This is a genomic window from Stenotrophomonas sp. PAMC25021 (assembly GCF_004795795.1).
Taxonomy (GTDB): domain Bacteria; phylum Pseudomonadota; class Gammaproteobacteria; order Xanthomonadales; family Xanthomonadaceae; genus Stenotrophomonas; species Stenotrophomonas muris.
Genome location: NZ_CP039255.1, coordinates 2474158 through 2492362, shown reverse-complemented (window position 1 = coordinate 2492362; position 18205 = coordinate 2474158). Strand labels below are relative to the sequence as shown.

Annotated in this window: 18 protein-coding genes; 10 read left to right on the top strand and 8 right to left on the bottom strand. The window is 67.5% G+C overall.

What is annotated here, in order from left to right; translation table 11 throughout:
* The first annotated feature begins 18 nt into the window (after positions 1-18).
* From E5790_RS11695 to E5790_RS11660, 8 genes are all read left to right on the top strand, one after another.
* Positions 19-945: a phosphoribosylaminoimidazolesuccinocarboxamide synthase gene (locus tag E5790_RS11695; protein WP_014648673.1), complete on the top strand. Its 927-nt coding sequence runs from the start codon at positions 19-21 to the stop codon at positions 943-945.
* Between the two features lie 146 nt (positions 946-1091).
* Positions 1092-1577, top strand: a complete 486-nt coding sequence (locus E5790_RS11690; RefSeq protein ID WP_014648674.1) for an Mpo1-like protein — start codon at positions 1092-1094, stop codon at positions 1575-1577.
* A 333-nt stretch (positions 1578-1910) separates the two neighbouring features.
* Positions 1911-4739, top strand: a complete 2829-nt coding sequence (locus tag E5790_RS11685) for a monovalent cation/H+ antiporter subunit A (RefSeq protein WP_049440037.1) — start codon at positions 1911-1913, stop codon at positions 4737-4739.
* Positions 4739-5131, top strand: coding sequence for a Na+/H+ antiporter subunit C (locus tag E5790_RS11680; protein ID WP_005419863.1), 393 nt, complete (start codon positions 4739-4741; stop codon positions 5129-5131). The genes E5790_RS11685 and E5790_RS11680 overlap by 1 nt, the downstream gene beginning before the upstream one ends.
* Positions 5128-6663: a monovalent cation/H+ antiporter subunit D gene (locus E5790_RS11675; RefSeq protein ID WP_111205882.1), complete on the top strand. Its 1536-nt coding sequence runs from the start codon at positions 5128-5130 to the stop codon at positions 6661-6663. The genes E5790_RS11680 and E5790_RS11675 overlap by 4 nt, the downstream gene beginning before the upstream one ends.
* The gene (locus tag E5790_RS11670) at positions 6660-7166 is read left to right on the top strand and encodes a Na+/H+ antiporter subunit E (protein ID WP_032957141.1); all 507 of its coding nucleotides are present in this window, start codon (positions 6660-6662) and stop codon (positions 7164-7166) included. Before E5790_RS11675 ends, E5790_RS11670 begins: the two co-directional genes overlap by 4 nt.
* On the top strand, positions 7163-7447 hold the full coding sequence (locus E5790_RS11665; protein WP_006399171.1) for a K+/H+ antiporter subunit F: 285 nt from the start codon (positions 7163-7165) through the stop codon (positions 7445-7447). The genes E5790_RS11670 and E5790_RS11665 overlap by 4 nt, the downstream gene beginning before the upstream one ends.
* A complete protein-coding gene (locus E5790_RS11660; protein WP_014648679.1) occupies positions 7444-7833 on the top strand; it encodes a Na+/H+ antiporter subunit G in 390 nt (129 codons plus the stop codon). Before E5790_RS11665 ends, E5790_RS11660 begins: the two co-directional genes overlap by 4 nt.
* A 74-nt stretch (positions 7834-7907) precedes the next feature.
* Here E5790_RS11660 and E5790_RS11655 read toward each other — a convergent pair whose 3' ends face one another.
* Positions 7908-8867: a sodium:calcium antiporter gene (locus E5790_RS11655; protein WP_014648680.1), complete on the bottom strand. Its 960-nt coding sequence runs from the start codon at positions 8865-8867 to the stop codon at positions 7908-7910.
* Between the two features lie 72 nt (positions 8868-8939).
* Entirely contained in the window at positions 8940-9596 is a 657-nt protein-coding gene (locus E5790_RS11650) for a hypothetical protein (RefSeq protein ID WP_032957138.1), read from the bottom strand.
* Positions 9597-9721: 125 nt separating this feature from the next.
* Here E5790_RS11650 and E5790_RS11645 point away from each other — a divergent pair, with 125 nt between their 5' ends.
* A complete protein-coding gene (locus tag E5790_RS11645; RefSeq protein ID WP_046432894.1) occupies positions 9722-10264 on the top strand; it encodes a hypothetical protein in 543 nt (180 codons plus the stop codon).
* Positions 10265-10348: 84 nt separating this feature from the next.
* Here the strand turns inward: E5790_RS11645 and hmgA are convergent, their stop codons facing one another.
* Positions 10349-11647, bottom strand: a complete 1299-nt coding sequence (hmgA, locus tag E5790_RS11640) for a homogentisate 1,2-dioxygenase (protein ID WP_032957134.1) — start codon at positions 11645-11647, stop codon at positions 10349-10351.
* Positions 11648-11732: 85 nt separating this feature from the next.
* Positions 11733-12845 carry a 4-hydroxyphenylpyruvate dioxygenase gene (hppD, locus tag E5790_RS11635; RefSeq protein ID WP_014648684.1) on the bottom strand — a complete coding sequence of 371 codons (1113 nt, stop codon included), beginning with the start codon at positions 12843-12845 and terminating at the stop codon, positions 11733-11735.
* Positions 12846-12974: 129 nt separating this feature from the next.
* Between hppD and E5790_RS11630 the strand changes: the two genes are divergently transcribed.
* Complete coding sequence (locus E5790_RS11630) at positions 12975-13469, top strand: MarR family winged helix-turn-helix transcriptional regulator (RefSeq protein ID WP_014648685.1); 495 nt, start codon at positions 12975-12977, stop codon at positions 13467-13469.
* Positions 13470-13549: 80 nt separating this feature from the next.
* Here E5790_RS11630 and E5790_RS11625 read toward each other — a convergent pair whose 3' ends face one another.
* The 4 genes from E5790_RS11625 to E5790_RS11610 all read right to left on the bottom strand — a co-directional run bounded on the left by E5790_RS11625 (position 13550) and on the right by E5790_RS11610 (position 18098).
* Positions 13550-14689 (bottom strand): hypothetical protein, encoded by a 1140-nt coding sequence (locus E5790_RS11625; protein ID WP_111205881.1) that lies wholly within the window; start codon positions 14687-14689, stop codon positions 13550-13552.
* Positions 14690-14916: 227 nt separating this feature from the next.
* Positions 14917-15522 (bottom strand): thioredoxin family protein, encoded by a 606-nt coding sequence (locus E5790_RS11620; RefSeq protein ID WP_014648687.1) that lies wholly within the window; start codon positions 15520-15522, stop codon positions 14917-14919.
* A 19-nt stretch (positions 15523-15541) separates the two neighbouring features.
* Positions 15542-17041, bottom strand: coding sequence for an oligopeptide:H+ symporter (locus E5790_RS11615; RefSeq protein ID WP_014648688.1), 1500 nt, complete (start codon positions 17039-17041; stop codon positions 15542-15544).
* Positions 17042-17222: 181 nt separating this feature from the next.
* Positions 17223-18098 carry a tryptophan 2,3-dioxygenase family protein gene (locus tag E5790_RS11610; protein WP_014648689.1) on the bottom strand — a complete coding sequence of 292 codons (876 nt, stop codon included), beginning with the start codon at positions 18096-18098 and terminating at the stop codon, positions 17223-17225.
* Between the last annotated feature and the right edge of the window lie 107 nt (positions 18099-18205).

Below are 18205 nucleotides of genomic sequence, written 5' to 3'. Positions count from 1 at the left end.
AACGCCCCAGGAGTGCCCGTGCCAACCACGCTGTTGCAATCCGATCTCCCCGGCCTGCCCTTGCGCCATCGCGGCAAGGTGCGTGATGTGTTCGATATCCCGCGCGAGCGGCTGCCAGCCGGAACCCCGCCGGGCGAGTACCTGCTGATGGTCGCCACCGATCGCCTGTCGGCGTTCGACGTGGTCCTGCCTGACCCGATTCCGGGCAAGGGCGAGATGCTCTGCCAGGTCTCCAACTTCTGGTTCGCCAAGACCGCGCACCTGATGCCCAACCACCTGACCGGCATCGACGTGGCCAGCGTGCTGCCCGAAGGCGTGGACCCAGCCCTGTACGCCAAGCGTGCGGTGGTCACCCGCAAGCTGAAGCCGGTGCCGGTGGAAGCGATCGCCCGCGGCTACCTGATCGGCAGCGGCTGGAAGGACTACCAGCGCACCGGCAAGGTCAGCGGCATCGACCTGCCCGACGGCCTGCGCCAGGCCGAGCAGCTGCCGGAGCCGATCTTTACCCCCTCGACCAAGGCCGCCGTCGGCGACCATGACGAGAACATCGATTTCGATGCGATGGTGAAGCAGGTCGGTGCGGAACTGGCCGAGCGCGTGCGCGACGCCACCCTGCGCATCTACAAGTTCGCGGCCGATTACGCCCGCGAGCGCGGCATCATCCTGGCCGATACCAAGTTCGAGTTCGGTACCGACGCCGATGGCCGCCTGTACATCATGGACGAGATGCTGACGCCGGATTCCTCCCGTTACTGGCCGGCCGACGAATACGAAGTGGGCACCAGCCCGCCGAGCTACGACAAGCAGTTCGTGCGCGATTACCTGGAGACGCTGGACTGGGGCAAGACCGCCCCGGGCCCGAGCATCCCGGCCGAGATCATCGAGCGCACCCGCGCCAAGTACGCCGAGGCGCTGCAGCGCCTGGCCGGGATCAGCGTCGACTGATCCCCCCGCGTCCCCCCGGCCGGAAAGGCGGGGGGCGCTCTGATCGCGGTAGTGCCGGCCGCTGGCCGGCAACCTCGCGAACTCGGCTATGCTCTGGAGTGCCGGCCAGCGGCCGGCACTACCGTTGCCCGAGGAAGCGACGCAGCATGCAGACATCCACCCAGCTTGCGCGGCCGATCGACCGCTATTTCGCCAGCTACTCCGACGACCACCGCAATGTGATCAACCAGCGCATCCACGTGGTGGCGGTCCCGGCGATCCTGTGGTCGGTGGTGGCCCTGCTGTGGTGCCTGCCGCCGCTGATCACCTGGTTCCAGTACGGCATCTGGTCGGCGTTGGCGATGTTCAGCGCGTGGTGCTTCTACAACAAGCTGTCGCGCCCGCTGGGCATCGGCATGCTCATCCAGTTCTTCGTGTTCGGCTGCCTGTGCCGGCTGCTGGAGGCCGAGATCGGCCTGCAGGCCCTGCGCTGGCTGGCGGTGGGCGTGTTCGTGGTGGCCTGGATCGCGCAGTTCATCGGCCACAAATTCGAGGGCCGCAAGCCCAGCTTCCTGACCGACCTGACCTACCTGCTGATCGGCCCGGCCTGGGTGATGGCCAAGTTCTACCGCAAGCTGGACTGGCGCTACTGACCTGGCGGCGGCCGACAGCGGCCGTCGTTTCCTGAACGGGCGGATTCCGTCACCCGTAGTCCACGGGAGCCCTGCCAGCCTGCGCCGGTGATCCGCTCCCCATTGCCCGCCCGTCGACGGCAGCCCCTGTGCGACAGGGCCTGCGGTCTCCCTGCGTGGGCGTAGGGTGTCCCCCGAGGGCAGCCAGGGAAGGGATGCAGGAATGTGATGTTGCATCGCAGAAAAAATGAATCAGCGAACGTTACATGCAATTGATCGCTGTTCGATGGGTTTCGGCGACATTTCGCAGCCTGTTATCCTCCCTGACCTGCTCGTGAATCATGGATTCCCTGCATGCTCCCCAGCCTGCCCCTGCTGCTGGCCCTGCCGTTCCTGATGGCAGCGGCTGTTGCGGCCTTCCCCCGTAGTTCGCGCTCGACTGCTGCCTGGCTGGCGGCACTGGCGCCGTTGGGCGGGCTGGCCATCCTCGGCTGGCTGACCCCGTCGGTGCTCGATGGCCAGGTGGTCCGCACCCTGGTGCCCTGGCTGCCGCAGATCGGGCTGGACTTCACCCTGCGACTGGACGGGCTGGCCTGGATGTTCGCCGGGCTGGTGCTCGGCATCGGCGCGCTGGTGGTGCTGTATGCGCGCTACTACCTGAGCCAGCAGGACAACGCGCACCGCTTCTACTGCTACCTGCTGCTGTTCATGGGCGCCATGCTGGGCATGGTGCTGTCGGGCAACCTGCTGTTGCTGATGATCTTCTGGGAAATGACCAGCATCAGTTCGTTCCTGCTGATCGGCTTCTGGTCGCACCGCCAGGACGCCCGCGAAGGCGCACGCATGGCGCTGGTGATCACCGGTGGCGGTGGCCTGGCCCTGCTCGGTGGCGTGCTGCTGATCGGCCGCATCGTCGGCAGCTTCGACCTGGACGTGGTGCTGGCCGCTGGCGAGCAGATCCGCGCCAGCGCGCTGTACCCCTACGCCCTGTTCCTGGTACTGGCCGGCATCTTCACCAAGAGCGCGCAGTTCCCGTTCCACTTCTGGCTGCCGCACGCGATGGCGGCGCCGACCCCGGTCTCGGCCTACCTGCACTCGGCCACCATGGTGAAGGCCGGCGTGTTCCTGCTGGCGCGCCTGCATCCGGCACTGGCCGGCAGCGACCTGTTCTTCTACACGGTCAGCGGCATCGGCGCACTGACCCTGCTGATCGGCGCCTGGAATGCGATCTTCCAGCATGACCTGAAGGGCCTGCTGGCGTACTCGACCATTTCCCACCTGGGCCTGATCACCCTGCTGTTCGGCCTGTCCACGCCGATGGCGGTGGTGGCCGGCGTGTTCCACATCCTCAACCACGCCACCTTCAAGGCCTCGCTGTTCATGGCCGCCGGCATCATCGACCACGAGACCGGTACCCGAGACATGCGCAAGCTGGGAGGCCTGCGCAGGCTGATGCCGTTCACCAGCGCGCTGGCGATCATCGCCTCGCTGGCGATGGCTGGCATCCCCCTGCTCAATGGCTTCCTGTCCAAGGAAATGCTGTTCGCCGAAGCGATCACGGCCGGCGGCCCGGGAATCATGCGCACGGCGGTGTCGATCGCAGCGTTGCTGGCGGGCGTATTCGGGGTGGCGTACAGCCTGCGCTTCGTGCACGACACCTTCTTCGGCCCCGGCCCGCACGACCTGGACCGCGTGCCCCACGAACCGCCGCGCTGGATGAAGGTGCCGGTGGAACTGCTGGTGGTGATCTGCGTGGCGGTGGGCGTGGCACCGGCACTGACCGTAGCGCCGGTGCTGCACGCCGCTGCGGCCTCGATCCTCGGCGACGCCATGCCCGAGTACAGCCTGGCGGTATGGCACGGCTTCAACCTGCCGCTGGCGATGAGCGCGATCGGCGTGATCGGCGGCGTGGCGCTGTACTTCGGCCTGCGCAAGCTGATCAACCTGCACGCCGTGACCAACGTCAGCACTGGCCGCAATGTGTTCCATGCGCAGCTGGACGCGATCTCCGCACTGGCCATGCGCCTGACCAACGGCATCGCCAACGGCAGCCTTCAGCGCATGCTGCTGGGCCTGGTGCTGGTGGCGATCGTGGCCGCCGCCGCGCCGTTCGTGGCCAACCCCGCCTCGCCGAACTGGACCAGGCCACAGCCGATCCCGCTGCTGGGCTGGGCGCTGTGGCTGGTGATGATGGCCTGCGCGGTGGCTACCCTGCGTATCTACAAGCAGCGCCTGCTGGCGGTGCTGCTGGTCGGCGGCGTCGGCCTGATGGTGGCGCTGACCTTCGTGTTCCTGTCCGCGCCGGACCTGGCCCTGACCCAGCTGCTGGTGGAGATGGTGACCCTGGTGCTGATGCTGCTGGGCATGAACTACCTGCCTGCGCAGTCCGGGCCGGAGCGGCCGCGCTGGCGCAAGCGCCGTGACGCGGTGATCGCGATCATCGCCGGTGCCGGACTTGGCGCCTTGGCCTATTCCGCGATGACCCTGCCGCCGAACACCATGGCCGGCGAGCTGCTCGCCCGTGCCCTGCCCGAGGCCTATGGCCAGAACGTGGTCAACGTGATCCTGGTCGACTTCCGCGGCTTCGATACCTTCGGCGAGATCACCGTGTTCGGCATCGCCGCGCTGGTGGTGCATGCCCTGCTGCGGCGCACGCGGATGGCGCCGGAGCAGATCATGCCCGGCCCGCCGATCAAGCTGCCGGTGCCGGCCGACCTGGCCCAGATCATGTTCCCGCTGACCCTGACCGTGTCGATCTTCCTGTTCCTGCGCGGCCACAACGCGCCGGGTGGCGGCTTCATCGCCGGCCTGGTGCTGGCGGTGCCGCTGCTGATCCAGTACGTGATCCAGGGCACCGCGTCGGTGGAGTCGCGCTTCGGCTTCGACTACATCCGCTGCATCGGCATGGGCCTGCTGATCGCCCTGCTCAGCGGCAGCGCGTCGATGCTGTTCGGCGTGCCGTTCCTGACCAGCGGCCACCTCGACCTGCACCTGCCGCTGATCGGCGACGTGCCGCTGGCCAGTGCGATTGGTTTTGACATCGGCGTCTATCTGGTGGTGTTCGGCGGTGCCATGCTGATGCTGTCGATGATGGGCACGATCAAGCCATCGCGTACCCGTACCGCCCGCAAGGGTGAGATCGACCTGCAACGCCGCTCGGCACGCACCGGGGAGATGCACTGATGGAACTGGCCCTGGCTACCGCGATCGGCGTGCTGACCGCCATCGGCATCTACCTGCTGCTGCGTGCGCGCAGCTTCGATGTGATCCTCGGCATGACCTTCCTGTCCTATGCGACCAACCTGCTGATCTTCGCCGGTGGCCGCGTGGTGCTGGGCAAGGCGCCGGTACTGCAGGAAGGCGTGGACAGCCACCTGGGCAACTACACCGACCCGCTGCCGCAGGCGCTGGTGTTGACCGCGATCGTGATCGCCTTCGCGATGACCGCGGTGAGCATCGTGCTGGCCATGCGCAGCCGCAGCGACAACCACAGCGACCATGTGGACGCCCACGAGCCGGATGACGACCTGCAGGATGAGCGCGTGCCGCCACGCCAGGGCGAGGACCGCGCATGAACCATCTGGTGATCCTGCCGATCCTGATTCCGCTGCTGGGTGCGGCACTGTCGCTGTTCGTCGAACACCGCCGCTATGGCCCCAGGGTGCAGCGCGCGGTGGCCTGGACCGCGCTGTCGGCGCTGGCGCTGGCGGTGGGCCTGCTGTTTACCACCACCGCCAGTGGTGAGATCAGCGTCTACCTGCTGGGCGACTGGCCGTCGCGGCTGGGCATCGCGCTGGTGGCCGACCGGCTGTCGGCGTGGATGCTGCTGACCACCCTGCTGCTGGCCATTCCCTGCCTGCTGCACGCCTGTTCGGGCTGGGACCGCCGCGCACCGCACTTCCATGCGCTGTTCCAGTTCCAGCTGGTCGGCCTCAACGGTGCGTTCCTGACCGGCGACATCTTCAACCTGTTCGTGTTCTTCGAGGTGATGCTGATCGCCTCCTACGGCCTGCTGCTCAGTGGTGGCCGCGGCCTGCGCATGCGCATCGGCCTGCACTACGTGGTGTTCAACGTCACCGCCTCGACCCTGTTCCTGATCGCGCTGGGCCTGCTGTACGCCACGCTGGGTTCGCTGAACATGGCCGAGCTGTCGCAGCGCATCGCCGAGGTACCGCCGGCGCAGCTGACCCTGGTGAAGGCGACGATGGGCCTGTTGCTGCTGGTGTTCTGCGCCAAGGCCGCCCTGATGCCGCTGTACCTGTGGCTGCCGGAAGCTTATTCGCGCGCACCGGCGGCGGTGGCTGCGCTGTTCGCGATCATGACCAAGGTCGGCCTGTACTCGGTGCTGCGCATCCAGATGCTGTGGTTCGGCGACGATGCCGGCGCGATGGCCGGCTACGGCCGTGACTGGCTGCTGTGGGCCGGTGTGGCGACGCTGGTGCTGGGCGGCCTGGGCGCCCTCGCCGCGACCCGCCTGCGCGTGCTGATCTCCTACCTGGTGATCGTGTCGGCAGCCACGCTGTTCATCGCCTTCTCGGTGGGCACGCCGCAGGTGCTGTCGGCCGGCCTGTACTACCTGCCGCACAGCAGCTTCGTCGCCGCCGCGCTGTTCCTGATCGCCGACCTGATCCGCCGTCGTCGCGGCGGTGCCAGCGACCGCAAGGAAGTGGTCGCGCCGATGCCGGGCAAGGAGACACCCGCCGTGCTGTTCCTGATCGGCGCGGTGTCGGTGGCCGGCCTGCCACCGCTGTCCGGTTTCCTGGCCAAGGCCGCACTGCTGGCCGGCATGCCGGCGCAGTACACCGCTCCGGTCTGGACCGCGGTGCTGGTCAGCAGCCTGCTGGTGATCATGGGCCTGACCCGCGGCGGCATCCGCCTGTTCTGGCGCGTGCCGCCTGTCGATCCGGAGGCACCGAAGCCGCGCAAGGCTCCTCTGCGCCGGGTGGAGCTCTACGCCGCCTGCCTGTTGCTGGCCTACGGCATCGGGATGACGCTGGCCGCTGCACCGTTGATGCGCTACACCGACGCCACCGCCGCACAGCTGCTGCAACCCAGCGAGTACGTGCAGCAGCTGCGCGCGACCGCACCGGAGATCCGCCAGCCATGACCGCCCAGCGCTCCCTGTTCCGTCGCCTGATTCCCTCGCCGATGCTCAGCATCATGGTGGTGGCATTCTGGCTGCTGATGTCCGACAGCTTCACCCTCGGCCAGATCGTGCTGGGGCTGGTGCTGGGCGTGGTGGTGCCGCTGTTCGCCGCACGCCTGGACCGCGAGTTCGCGCGCATCGGCACGTTGCGGCCGCTGCCCAAGCTGGTATGCGTGACCCTGTGGGACATCCTGATGTCCAACATCCGCGTGGCCCTGCAGGTGCTGGGCCCGGAGAAGAAGATTCACCCCGGTTTCATCTGGCTGCCGCTGGACATCGCCAACATCCACGGCATCGCGGCGCTGACCAGCATGATCACGCTGACCCCGGGCACGGTCTCGGCCGCGCTCAGCGACGACCGCAAGTTCCTGCTGGTGCACGTGCTGCACCTGGAGGACCCACAGGACCTGATCGATACGATCAAGCGCCGCTACGAGGCGCCGTTGATGGAGATCTTCCCATGACTGGATTCCAGATCATCCAGACCACGCTGGTGGTGTGCATGCACGTGGTCGGCCTGGCCATGCTGCTGGCCACCTGGCGCCTGCTGCGCGGACCGACCGTGCCCGACCGCATCCTCGCACTGGACACGTTGTCGGTGACCGCCATTGCCGAGCTGATGCTGTTCGGCATGTACCTCAACTCCGCGATCTACTTCGAAGCCGCACTGGTCATCGCCATGCTCGGCTTCGGCAGCACCGTGGTGCTGAGCAAGTTCGTGCTGCGCCGGGACATCGTCGAATGATCACCGCGATCCAGATCGGCCTGTCGATCCTGCTGCTGTTCGGCTGCTTCTTCATCCTGGTCGGCGCACTGGGGCTGGTGAAGCTGTCCACGTTCTTCAAGCGCCTGCACGCGCCGACCAAGGCCAGCACGCTGGGCGTGGGCTGCGTGCTGGTGTGCTCGGTCTGCTACCACATCTTCCTGGGCCAGGACCCGCAGCCGCGCGAGCTGCTGATCACCGTATTCCTGTTCATCACCGCGCCGATCAGCGCCCACATGATGGCCAAGGCGGCGCTGTCGCTGCTGATGGAAACCCGTCCCAGCCTGCCGGGCAACGAGCCGGCTGCCGAGGAACAGCTTCCGCCGCCGGAACCGGCGCGGGAAGAGGAAGCCACACAGAACCGGTAGTGCCGGCCGCTGGCCGGCAGTGGCAAGGGTTCCGTCAGAGGCAGTGAGGTTGCCGGCCAGCGGCCGGAACTACCTCATGCCGCGCCGACCAGCAGCAGCTCCAGCACGAACCAGCCGGCGAACGCGACCAGCAGGATTCCGCCCTCACTGCGGCTGATCTTCAGATCGCCACGCAGCATCGGGTACAGCACCAGGGCGAACGCCAGCAGTGCCGGCAGTTCCAGGCGCACGAACGAGGCCGGCAACGCCAACGGCTGCAACACCGCCATCGCCCCGATCACCAGCAGCAGGTTGACCACGCTGGAGCCCAGCACGTGGCCAAGCACCATGTCGCCGTGGCCGCGACGCGCGGCAGCAATTGCGGTTGCCACCTCCGGCAGTGCGGTGCCGATCGCCACCGGCAGCAGGCCGACCAGCAGCGGTGTCCAGCCCAGCGCGGCACCGAAGTCAGCGGCGGCGCCCACGACCAGGCGCGCGCCCCAGTACAGCGTCAGCGCTGCGATCAGCACCCGCAGCACGTTCAACGGCAGGCTGGTGCGGCTCAGGGCGGACTCGGCGATGGCCGCCTGCACCTCGGCACGCTCAACGCGGCCGCGGCGCAGCAGCAGCACCTGCATGACGATGAAGCCTGCCACCAGCACGCCGCCTTCCCAGCGCGCCAGGCGACCATCCAGCCCGAACAGGACCAGCAGCACGCCGGCCACCAGCAGCGACCACCACAGCACCGTCTGCAGGCGCGCGCGCAGCAACAGGGGCGCGGCGATGGCTGCCACCGCCAGGGTGAAGCCCAGGTTGACGATGCTGCTGCCCACGGCATTGCCCAGTGCCAGCTCCGGTTGGCCGACCGCCAGCGCGCGCGCATTGACCGCCAGTTCCGGCAACGAGGTGGTCACCCCGAGCAGCAGCAGCCCGGCAGTGAACGGGCTGGCCCCGAAGCGCTGGGCCAGGCCGGACACGGCCTTGACGATGGAATCCCCGCCCAGCGCCAGCAACAGCAGGCCGAGCAGGAACCAGGCAATGGCAATGGCGATCATCGAGCACTCCCCAGCAGTGGTGGCGCGATTCTACGCTTGGCCCGAGCGCATGGCTGGGCGGTGGATCAAGGATCAGCCACAGCCTTCGGCGTAATCGACCTGCGGGGTCTGGCCGACGCGCCAGGCGCTGACCCGACCATCGGCGCCGAGCGCGAAGTCGATGACCGCCCCGCCTTCCTGCGCTGGCCGCACGCGCAGGTGCTGCGCTTTCTCGTCGTACTTGTCAGGACCGACGTCCGCGCGCTCTGGGTACAGCACCTGCAGCTCGCCCAGGGTCATGCCGACCTTGCCGCCGCCCGGAGCGACGATCGCCGCACTGCGCACGTCATAGCGCACCAGCTTGCGTGCCTCGATCATCAGGCGAGGGTCTTCGGCGCCCTGCGGACGCAGGAAGTAGCAGCCGTCGTTGCTGTCGTCGGCCGGCAGGGGCTTGCCATTGGCGTCGGTGCCCAGTCCTTGCAGCGGCGTGCCGAAGCCGCTGCGGACCTCGGCGATGCCGGCGCCCAGCGTTGCACCGCCGAAGCCGTCCAGGCGCGCTGGACTGTCCTTGCGGAGGTCGTTGGCCGGGCGGGCGGCCAGGTCGGGATCCGCCGACTGCGCGGGCCCGGTCGCCGAGGCGGTTTCGGCCGGGGTGTCGCTGCCACTGCCGGCCGCCCCCTGCTTGTCGGGGCCAGCACTGCAGGCGGTGAGCGAAAGGAGTAACAGACCAGCAAGCGGAAGGTGCTTCATCGGTGCGGTTCCCTGGCACGAAGATGGCTGCACGCTAGCCCATCCCGTGTGCAGGCGCTGCATTGTCATCGCGGTTTCATCGCCTTCGTTCAGGCTCGGCGTGCACCGACTTGGCTGTCCCTTCCATGCAACCGCGCAAGACCGAACTCGCCCGAACCGCGCTGCAGGCCCATCGCGCGCCGCTGGACATGCGCCAGCGCCGGCTGCTGATCCTGTGCGACGGCCAGCGCAGCATCGCCGACCTGACCGGCCTGCTCGGCCAGGACGCGCCCGCCATGGTCATCCAGCTGGTGCAGGCCGGCTACCTGAGCACCGGTACCGGCGCCACAGCCGCACCGCCACCACCCGCAGACGCGGCAGCACCGGCACCCACCACGCCGGCGGCGGCACCGGCTGCACCCGCAACCGGCAGCGAGCGCCGCCGCTCGCTGGTGGCCGCGCGCATCTATGTACTGGGCATCCTGGAAATGCAGCGCCACCCGCAGGCGGCGGCGCTGTTCCGCGACCTGCAGCAGGCGCGCGCCGAAAGTGAAGTGCTGCAGGTGCTGCACTCGGCGATGCAGATGCTGCCCGGGCTGACCTCGGAGGGTTATTGCCAGCGTGTGCGGCAACGCCTGCTGGAAGCGCTGCCGCTGGAGCATTGCGACGCGTTCACCGAGGCCGCCTGAAGAAAAAGGGGACGGAGGGGATTAAGTCGTTTCAGGCACACGTGTGCTGATTGCGGCTTAATCCCCTCCGTCCCCTTTTTCGGGTCAGCGGTAGTTGTTGCGCAGGCCGTTCCAGCACTGCTGGTAATCGCCCTGGCGATGGCCGGCGGCCAGCGCCTGCGCGGTCGGGCGGATCACCGCGCGGGTCTCGAACATGAAGGCCATCGTGTCCTTGATCACATCGGCCTTGGACAGATCGGCATTGGAGGCCTTGTCGAAGGTCGGCGCATCCGGGCCATGACCGCTCATGCAGTTGTGCAGCGATGCGCCACCCGGCACGAAGCCTTCGGCCTTGGCGTCGTAGGCGCCATGCACCAGGCCCATGAACTCGCTGGCGATGTTGCGGTGGAACCACGGCGGGCGGAACGTGTTCTGCGCCACCAGCCAGCGCGGCGGGAAGATCGCAAAGTCCATGTTGCTGGTGCCGGGTGTGTCGCTGGGCGAATGCAGCACCAGGAAGATCGACGGGTCCGGATGGTCGTAGCTGATCGAACCGATGGTGTTGAAGCGACGCAGGTCGTAGCGGTACGGCGCGTAATTGCCGTGCCAGGCCACCACGTCCAGCGGCGAATGGTCGATCGGCGCGCGCCACAGGCGGCCCTCGAACTTGGCGATCAGTTCGAAATCGCCATCGACATCCTCGAACGCCGCGTGCGGGGTCTCGAAGTCACGCGGGTTGGCCAGGCCGTTGGAACCGATCGGGCCAAGGTCGGGCAGCTTCAGCAGCGCGCCGTAGTTCTCGCAGATGTAGCCGCGGCTCGGGCCATCGGGAAGTTCCACGCGGAACCGCACGCCGCGCGGGATCACCGCGATCTGCTGCGGCTCGATCTCGATCACGCCCAGCTCGGTCAGCAGGCGCAGTGCGCCCAGCTGAGGCACGATCAGCAGTTCACCGTCGGCGTCGTAGAAGTAGCGGCCGACCATGTCGCGGTTGGCAGCGTAAAGGTGGATGCCCACGCCGGCATGCGCGTCGGGCGAGCCGTTGCCACCCATCGTGTACAGGCCTTCGACAAAGTCGGTCGGCAGCTCCGGCAACGGCAGCGGGCTCCAGCGCAGCTGGTTCGGTGAAGCCGGCTGTGCGCCGAAATCACACTGCAGCTGCGACTGCGCGAACGGAGTGAACTCGCCATGGGTCACCGCCGGGCGGATCCGGTACAGCCAGCTGCGGCGATTGCTGCCGCGCGGCGCGGTGAAGGCGGTGCCGGTCAGCTGTTCGGCGTACAGGCCGTGGGCCACCTTCTGCGGTGAGTTCTGCCCGACCGGCAGCGCGCCGGCGACGGCCTCGGTGGCGAATTCGTTGCCGAAGCCGGACTGGTAGCCGCGGGCGGTGATGGCGGGGGACATGGGAACTCCAGAGATTGCCGGCCAGCGGCCGGCACTACCATTCGGACAGGCAATGCCGACGGGACGCCGACATTGCCTGCGGACCTTACAGCACGCCGCGGCGGATCTGGTCGCGCTCGATGCTTTCAAACAGCGCGGTGAAGTTGCCTTCGCCGAAGCCTTCGTTGCCCTTGCGCTGGATGATCTCGAAGAAGATCGGGCCAATGCAGTTCTGGGTGAAGATCTGCAGCAGCTTGCGCTGGTGGGTTTCCGGATCGGCGTCGATCAGGATCTTGTTCCTGGCCAGGCGCGCCACGTCTTCACCGTGGTTCGGCACGCGCTGGTCGATCACGTCGAAATAGGTTTCCGGCGTGTCGAGGAAATCCACGCCCTGCGCGCGCATCGCTTCGACGGTCTCGTAGATGTTCTCGGTGAAGCAGGCGATGTGCTGGATGCCCTCGCCCTTGTATGCGTCCAGGTACTCGTTGATCTGGCTCTTCGGGTCGGACGATTCGTTCAGCGGGATGCGCACGATGCCGTCCGGTGCGGTCATCGCCTTGGACACCAGGCCGGTCTTCAGGCCCTTGATGTCGAAGTAGCGGATCTCGCGGAAGTTGAACAGGCGCTCGTAGTAGTCCGACCACTGCTGCATGTTGCCGAAGTACAGGTTGTGGGTCAGGTGGTCGATGAAGGTCAGGCCGAAGCCGAACGGGTGCAGGTCGGCCCCTGCGATCGGCTCGTAGTCGCCGTCGTAGATGCTGCCGGCGCTGCCATAGCGGTCGACCAGGTAAAGCATGCAGTCGCCGATGCCCTTGATGACCGGCGCGCTGACCGCCTTGCTGTCCGGCTTGAAGGCGATGGCTTCGGCGCCGTTGCCCAGCGCGGTCTGGTAGACCTCCTGGCCCGGCTTCTTGAAGCGGATGGCAAAGCCACAGGCGCACGGGCCGTGCTTTTCGGCGAAGTCGGCGGCGAACGAATCGGGGTCTTCGTTGACCAGGAAGTTGACGTCGCCCTGGCGATAGACGGTAATCGGACGCTGCTTGTGCTTGAGCACCGCGCTGAAGCCCATCTTCCGGAAGTACTCGTGCAGCTCCTGGCCACGGCCGGCCGGGGCGGCGAATTCGACGAACTCGAAGCCGTCGATGCCCATCGGGTTCTCGAAGGTGGTGACCTGCATGCCGGGGTTGGGATGCGAGGCGGTCGGGACTGCGGTATTCATGGCGTGGCTCCGAATCGGTACCGCATCGGTACAAACCAGGTGCGGGCAGGTAGGGACCCGGCGAGAATGCAGGGTCTGGACCCACCCCTTATAGTTACACTTGAAACCACCAGCAAGGTGCACCGCAACATGAGCCCCGCCGATCCCGTTTCGACCCGCCTGCGTGCCTCGCACGTCCTGCTCGACCTGGAACAGTTCCTGCCGTACCGGCTGAGCGTGCTGTCCAACCGGGTCAGCGGCAACATCGCCAAGCTGTACGGCGATCGTTACGGTCTGGCGATCCCCGAGTGGCGGGTCATCACCATCCTGGCGCTGTACCCGGGCTCCTCGGCCAGCGAGGTCTCCGACCGCACGGCGATGGACAAGGTGGCGGTCAGCCGCGCCGTGGCCCGCCTGCTGGAGCGCGGCTTCATCAAGCGCGAGACCCACGGCGACGATCGCCGCCGCTCGGTGCTGGCGCTGTCGGCCGCCGGTTTCGAGGTGTACGAGACCATCGCGCCGATGGTGATCGAGATCACCCGCAAGCTGATGTCGGTGCTGAGCGAAGAGGAAGAGCAGGTGCTGGAAAAGCTGATCCTGCGCCTGGCCGGCGAAGGCCTGGAGCGGATGGGCGAAGGCGTCTAGAAGAAAAGGGGACGGAGGGGATTAAGTCGCATCAGGCACGCCTGTGCTGATTGCGGCTTAATCCCCTCCGTCCCCTTTTTTCAGCTGAGGTGCTTGCGGCGTGCGTGGATCCACGGCACGGCCAGTGCTGCGATGGCGCCGCCGGCGAAGCCCAGCGAGGCGGCCACCGTCGCTGCTTCGACCGCCCCCGGCAGCGCCAGCGCCGCCGCCACCAGCAGCAGCGACGGCAGGCCGACGAAGGTGCCCAGGAAGAAGTGCCAGCGCGGTGACCAGGTGTTGAGCTGGAGCAGGCTGACCGGCTGCCAGGCGTCAGAGGCGGCGTCCTCGGCGATCTTCGCCACGGCCTTGGCCAGGTCCACTTCCGGCAGCGCGCGCCCCAGGCGGGCGGTCGCCAGCAGCTCGGCCACCGCTTCCACCGGCGGGAAGCTGGACGGCCACGCAACCGGCGCCGGCACGCCGTAGGCGCTCAGCAGCGGCACGCTCAACCACGGCGCCACCAGCGGGCGCATGCGGCGGCGCCCGTGCACGCACCAGATCTGCGGCTGGCCGTGCGCAGTGACGCTGTACAGCGCCAGTTCGTTGGCCGGCGGATAGCCGAGCATGGTCACCCGCGCGGCCAGGCTGTCCTGGCCCATCGCGCGCAGGAAGCCGGGGCGGCTGCGACCTTCCTGCATCCACGCCAGGCCCAGTGCGCCCACCAGATACGCCTCGGCGACATCCTTGCTGCCGGCCGTGGCGCGCTCGTCACTGGCCAGATACCACGCCAGTGATTTCGGTTCGGCCACATCGTCCAGGCCCCAGCGGCTGTCGTCACCCAACACATGGCGCACCGGCAGTCGCGCGGGGGCGGTCTCGCCACGCTCGCCGGTCTGCAGGAAGGGCAGCACGCCCTGGATGAAGGTGGACAGCTCGATCGCGCGCGCGCCGTGGCCCTGCCATTCGGGCGGCAGCAGCCCGGCCAGCTGGCCTTCGGCGGCCAGCGCATCAAGCCGGGACTTCTGCTCGACCAGCTTCTGCACCGCCCCCTTCAGCACCACGTTGTCGGGCAGCGCGATCTGCGGCAGGCGATGGCGTGGCGGCGCCAGTTCAACGGCGTCCTCGCCGGTGCCCGCGTCGTCCAGCAGGGCCTCCTGCGCTGGCAGGGTCACGCCCTCGCCTGCCCCACCCTCGGCCAGGTCGCTGGCGGGTTCGGGCAATCGTTCGGCGTGGTCGCTGTGCATGGGCGTTCCGGAAGGTTGCATCGACGGGATGTCGACTGAGGTCCTTGCCGGTAACGGCGTGCTCACGGTGAAGTTGAGACGCCGATTCAGAGAGTGTGACGGTGCGCGCAGTAGATCCGCGCCAGGCGTGGATGCGCCTCAGTGCCGACCAACGGTCGGCACCCACCGGGGTGGGCGGTCAGCGGTCGGCACCCACCAGAGCATGCCGGCCAGCGGCCGGCACTACCCTATTCCGGTTTGTCAGGCGCCCACTGCTTGAGGAAGGCACTCACCCGCGCAGGCTGGAACGCCTCGCCCCTGCGCAGCTCGCCGGTGGCCTGCGATACCAGCAGGCCGCCATCTGCATCGAGCACCAGCAGGTACGGGTAGTCGCGCGCCATCACCGGGTACTGGGCGAAGAAGGCGGTGTTGGGCTGCTCGTCGCTGGCGTTGACCTTCACCCACACGTAGTGGGCATCGCGGAAGCGACGCAGGTCGCCGTTGCCTTCCACCACGTCGTCCAGCGCCCGGCAGCGCTCACAGGCGGCGTTGCCGACCTCCAGCAGGATCCGCTTCTTGCCACGCTGGGCTTCCACCTTGGCGGTGGCCAGGTCGTCGGCGGGGTTGCGGGCCGGGTCGAACTGCGCGCCGAGCCCGGCGATGGCGGCGATGTCCGCCGCCACCGGGGTGTTGCCCGAGGCCACCGGTTCGCTGGGGTCAGCAACCGGTGGCTCGGTGGGTCGGGTATCCAGGGGCTGCGTGGGCTCGGCGGCGGCAGGCGGTTGCGGTTGCGAACAGGCGCCGATCAGCGCCGCACAGACCACCACCATTGCACCACCGAGCTTGCTGCGCATGCCTTCTACCCTCTCATCATTACTTGACGCCGTGCATCAGCTTGTTGATCAGCGGGGCGATCAGGAACAGCACCACGCCGGAGCCGATCAGGGCCCAGAACCCGAAGGTATACCCCTTCAGGGCCGACTCGACCGTCATGCCGCCTTCACCACTGACCACGCCGGCGAAGATGCCCGACAGGTTGTTGCCGATGCCGGTGGACAGGAACCAGCCACCCATGCCGAAGCCGACCAGGCGCACCGGGGCCAGCTTGGTCACCATCGACAGGCCGATCGGCGACAGGCACAGCTCACCCACCGACTGGATGACGTAGACCATGAACAGGGTCCAGAACGGGATCTTGCCGTCCACGACCATCTGCGACAGGGCGAACATCAGCAGCGCGAAGGCGGCGCCGTTGAACAGCAGGCCCAGGCCGAACTTGCGCGGGATGGACGGATTGGCGCGGCCCATGGCCACCCAGATCCAGGCAATGACCGGGGCCAGGGTGATGATCGCCACCGAGTTGACCGACTGGAACCACGCGGTCGGGAAGGTCCAGTCACCGAACTGGCGGTTGACGATGTTCTCGGCCAGGAAGGTGAACGAGCTGCCGGCCTGTTCGAAGAACATCCAGAACATCACGTTGAAGGCGAAGATGATCAGCATGGCGATCACGCGGTCGCGCTGCACCTTGCCTTCGCGGACGCCCTCGACCAGCAGCAGGATGGCCAGCGCGGTGAACATCGCACCCAGGATCCAGGCCAGCGCGGTGGCGCCGGTAGCCAGCAGGAAGTACGCCACCGGGATGGCGACCACGGCACCGGCCAGCACCATGATGATGCGGCCGAAGCCTTCAGCGCCGGCCGGCGGTGCACCGATGCCCTTCAGGCCGGCGCGACCGATGTAGAACCACACCAGCGAGATCAGCATGCCCACGCCCGAGGCGATGAACACGACCTTGTAGGACGGCATCGCGTCGGTACCGAACACCTTGCGGGCCAGGTACTCGGTCAGCACCGGGGCGATCATCGCGCCGATGTTGATGCCCATGTAGAAGATGGTGAAGCCGGAGTCGCGGCGCTCGTCCTTCAGGCCGTACAGCTTGCCGACCATGGTCGAGATGTTGGGCTTGAACAGGCCGTTGCCTACGATGATCGTGGCCAGGCCAAGCTTGAAGATGTGCTCCTGCGGCAGCGAGATCATGAACAGGCCGGCGGCCATGATGATCGCGCCGGTCAGGATCGAGCGCTGGTAGCCCAGTACCCGGTCGGCCACGTAGCCACCGAAGATCGCCGCGGCGTATACCAGGGCCAGGTAGGCGCCATAGATGCGGCTGGCGTCGCCTTCACCGGCAGCGCTGCCGTTGTAGAACTGGGCGACGATGTACAGCACCAACGCCCAGCGGATGCCGTAGAACGCAAAGCGCTCCCAGAACTCGGTCATGAACAGCATCCACAACGGGCGCGGGTGGCCCAGCGTGGTCTTGAAGTCCGGCAGCGCCGGCTCTGGGGTGTTCGCAGTGGCGTTTACGCTCATGCGGATTTCCTGGTTCGGTGGATGACGAGCACGTCCGCTGTGCAGTTGGAGCAACGCGCGAGGATCACCGACTTCTGCCGTTCACGTCAAATACACGCCGTTTGAGGCAGGTGCCAGCCTGCTCGCTGAACTTGCATCTGAAACGATCCAGCCAATGGCCGGGGTCCAAGCTGAATGGGGGTCAGCCCAGTTCTGCCGGGGGTGCCGCCTGCAGGCTGGTGCGCACCTGGAACAGTTCGGGGAAGAAGGTCAGCTCCAGCGCCTTGGCCAGGAAGCCCACGCCGGACGAGCCGCCGGTGCCGCGCTTGAAGCCGATCACGCGCATCACCGTGCGCATGTGTCGGAATCGCCACAGCTGGAAGGCGGTCTCCAGGTCCACCAGGTCCTCGCACAGCGCGTACTCGCGCCAGTAGCGGTCGGTGTCCTGGTAGATGCGCTCGAAGACCGGCTGCAGCGCGTCGTCAGCCACGTGCGGCTGGGTCCAGTCGTGGGATTCGTACACCGCCGGCACGGCATGGCCGAAGCGGGCCAGGTACTTCAGGAATTCCTCGTACAGGCTCGGCGCCTCCAGCACGATGCGCAGCTGCGCCTGCCCGGCCGGGTCGTGCTCGAACACCTGCAGCATCTGCGCGTTCTTGTTGCCCAGCAGGAACTCGATGTAGCGGTACTGCAGCGACTGGAAGCCCGAAGACGGGCCCAGCACGTCGCGGAAACCCATGTATTCGGACGGGGTCAGCGTTTCCAGCACCGACCACTGCTCGGTGAGCTGGCGCAGCACCTGCTTGCTGCGCGCCAGCACCTTGCGGCACTGCCAGACTTCATCGCGCTGCAGGAAGCCGATCGCCGCACGCAGTTCGTGGCCGAGCAGCTTCAGCCACAGCTCCGAGGTCTGGTGCTGGATGATGAAGAGCATCTCATCGTGGTGCGGCGGGTTGGACAGCGGCTGCTGCGCGCTGAGCAGCTGGTCCAGCCGCAGGTAGCCGCCGTAGGTCAGGCGTCCCTGCAGGTCGGTGTGGATGCCGGCTTCGAGATCGCGTTGGTTGTTGTCGACAGACATGGGCGGGACCAGATCGGGGGCGGCAAGGGTAGCGCGTTGCCGCCGCGCTGGCAGCCGCCGGGTCCATACCGGGGCGTGCGGTGCCCCGTGGAGCATTGGCCGATGCG